The sequence below is a fragment of the Pelagibacterium luteolum genome, from assembly GCF_900100665.1.
GTDB classification, from domain to species: domain Bacteria; phylum Pseudomonadota; class Alphaproteobacteria; order Rhizobiales; family Devosiaceae; genus Pelagibacterium; species Pelagibacterium luteolum.
Map to the genome: position 1 here is coordinate 1 of NZ_FNCS01000047.1, position 2213 is coordinate 2213.

Annotated in this window: 1 protein-coding gene and 1 pseudogene; both read left to right on the forward strand. The window is 62.0% G+C overall.

From position 1 onward, the window contains the following. Positions 1 to 145: 145 nt before the first annotated feature. Positions 146 to 1360 (forward strand): annotated as a pseudogene (istA, locus tag BLR31_RS21265) (IS21 family transposase); the annotation flags it as partial. Next, positions 1360 to 2160 carry an IS21-like element ISSme2 family helper ATPase IstB gene (gene istB / locus BLR31_RS21270; RefSeq protein ID WP_090600543.1) on the forward strand — a complete coding sequence of 267 codons (801 nt, stop codon included), beginning with the start codon at positions 1360 to 1362 and terminating at the stop codon, positions 2158 to 2160. The pseudogene istA and the gene istB, both read left to right, overlap by 1 nt. Positions 2161 to 2213: the final 53 nt, after the last annotated feature.

Below are 2213 nucleotides of genomic sequence, written 5' to 3' on the forward strand. Positions count from 1 at the left end.
TGTCGGGCGAAATGAGAAACTGCCCCCCAAACGAAACGAAGAACTGACCCCTTGTTTTTGAGAGGATCAGTAGATGCACGATGAATTTCCCTCCAAGCTCGTGGTGACAAAACCAGGGCGAGTTGAGGAGATGCGGTCGGGGGAGGAAGTTTCAGCAATGGTTCGACTGCATGAGCTGGGCTGGGGAGCGAAGCGGATCGCGCAAGAGTTCGGGTGCGCGCGTAACACGGTTCGTCGCTATCTTCGCGAAGGCGGTGTGGTGCCCTATCGCCAACCCGTCCGTCGCACAGCATTTGACGGGCTGGACGATTGGCTTCGGGAGCGTTTCTTCCGCCACGAGGGCAATGCCGATGTCATTCGTCAGGAACTGGCGAGCGAGCATGGAATTGTGATCGGTCTTCGTTCGGTGGAACTGAGGGTGAAGCGCTGGCGCCGGGAGTTGAAGGCGCAGAAGCGGGCGACAGTTCGCTTCGAAACGGCGCCGGGTCATCAGCTACAGATCGACTTCGGCGATACGAAGGTGTGGATCGACGGCGAGCGCGTGCGGATCCATGTGTTTGTCGCGACGCTCGGCTATTCGCGCCGACTGCATATCCGCGCCTCGCAAAGGCAGCGTCAGACCGACTGGTTCGAAGGGATGGAAGGGGCTTTCCTGCGGTTCGGCGGCGTTCCTGCAGAAGTGCTGATCGACAATGCCAAAGCGCTAGTCGATCACCATGACGCGGTGACGCGCGAGGTGAAGTTCAACGCACGGCTACATGCCTTTGCCCGATATTGGGGCTTCACGCCGCGGGCCTGTGCTCCCTACCGGGCCCGCACGAAAGGAAAAGACGAACGCGGTGTTGGCTACGTCAAGAAGAACGCGATTGCCGGCCGCCGGTTCGAGAGCTGGGCGGCGTTCGAGGCGCATCTGGACCGATGGACGCGCGAGATCGCCGATCAGCGTGAACACGGCACCACTGGCGTTGCCCCGGCGGAACGCTTTGCATCTGAAGCTGATGCCCTGCGCCCTCTGGCCGGCCGCGCCCCGTTTGGGCAATTGCGCGATCTGGTCCGCAAGGTTCAGGCCGACTGTGCGATCGATCTCGACACGAACAGCTACTCGGTGCCCTGGCGCCTGATCGGCGAGAGCGTCCAGGTCGTGGTTCTGGCCGGCCGGGTCATCATCCGCCACGCGGGCCAGGTCGTGGCAGACCACCCTGTTTGCCGAGAGCGACGGCAACGGATCGTGGATCGCGCTCATTTTGCCGGCGTAGCCGGCTTCGACGGGCCGGTGCGCGCAGTTCCCGTTGAGGTGGCCCCCGCCGCCTTGCTGCGACCGCTCGCGGAATACGAGGCGGTTGTCGGAGGGGGTTGGTGATGACGAACGTAGATCACGACCTGCTCATCGCAACGCTTGATCGGCTGAAGCTGACGGCGATCCGTGACCAGCTCGATACCTTGCTCGATGAGGCGGCTCGCTCAAAGATGACCTTGCGGGAAGCCTTGGCCTTCCTGGTGTCACGCGAGGTGGCCCGCCGTGATGAGCGCCGAATCTCGATGTCGAGCAAGCTCGCCCAATTCCCCTTCGTACGCGAATTGGACGGCTTCGACTTCGAGGCTCAGCCTTCGCTGGACCAGGGCCAGATCAGGGAGCTCGCGACCTGCCGCTGGATCGCGCACGGCGACACGCTTATGCTTCTGGGACCGCCCGGCACGGGCAAGACCCATCTTGCCGTGAGCCTGGGTCGCGAGGCGATCCGCCAGAATTACAACGTGCAGTTCATCACTGCGGCGACGCTGGTAGCGATGCTGGCCAAGGCTCATGCCGACGGCGCGCTCGACAAGCAGCTGACGACCTTGTCACGGCCGAAATTGCTCATCATCGACGAGCTGGGCTATTTGCCCTTCGAGGCCAATGCCGCACACTTGTTCTTCCAGCTCGTGTCGCGGCGCTACGAGAAGGGAGCGATCCTGATCACCTCCAATCGTTCCGTGGGAGAATGGGGAAGCGTTTTTGGAGACCCCGTCGTCGCCACAGCAATATTGGACCGCCTGCTTCACCACTCTACGGTGATCACCATCCGGGGCGACAGCTATCGGCTCCGTGAAAAGCGCCGGTCCGGTCTTCTGCAGAAGACCGGACCGGCGCTCGAAACCAACGAAACAGCAAACCAGTGAGGGGGTCAGTTCTTCAGTTCGCCAAAGGGGTCAAATCCTCGCTTCGCTTGACA